Here is a 460-nt window from a genome sequence, read left to right on the forward strand (position 1 = left end):
CGGCGGCGCGACAGCGGTCTCGATCCGCTGTCCACGACTCGGGAACATAGAGTTCACGGTCGATCAGAGCGTGGCCGTGCTTGGACGCGTACGCCAGAAACACCCCGATCTGGCAATTCTCCGTACGGCCGGGGGCTTGTCCGTAAAATACTGTTGGAGTTGATCTTTGGGTCGACGTGCCGGGTGGCGGCGGGAAACTTGGGTATGTGTCGTCCGCGAGATTGTCTATCCGCTGCTGAGTTGCGGGTCAAGTTCGAACGGCTCCTGCCGCATCTGGATGAACGCCGTCGCCGGCTCTACCTGGCCAGCGAGGCGATTGCGATGGGCCACGGTGGGATTACCGTGGTGGCCGCCGCCTCCGGCGCCAGCACTGCCACCGTCACGCGCGGTATCTCCGAACTGACCGCGACTACCGCACCGACCCAGCGCATCCGGGCTCCTGGCGCGGGTCGCAAGCCCC

Annotated in this window: 2 pseudogenes; one reads left to right on the forward strand and one right to left on the reverse strand. The window is 65.2% G+C overall.

Features of this window, described 5'->3' with window-relative positions:
- Positions 1-145 (reverse strand): annotated as a pseudogene (locus tag IU459_RS37615) (transposase); the annotation flags it as partial.
- Positions 146-204: 59 nt separating this feature from the next.
- Between IU459_RS37615 and IU459_RS37620 the strand changes: the two are divergent.
- A pseudogene (locus tag IU459_RS37620) lies at positions 205-460 on the forward strand (ISAzo13 family transposase); the annotation flags it as partial.

This window comes from Nocardia amamiensis, from assembly GCF_015477605.1.
GTDB classification, from domain to species: Bacteria; Actinomycetota; Actinomycetes; order Mycobacteriales; family Mycobacteriaceae; genus Nocardia; species Nocardia amamiensis_A.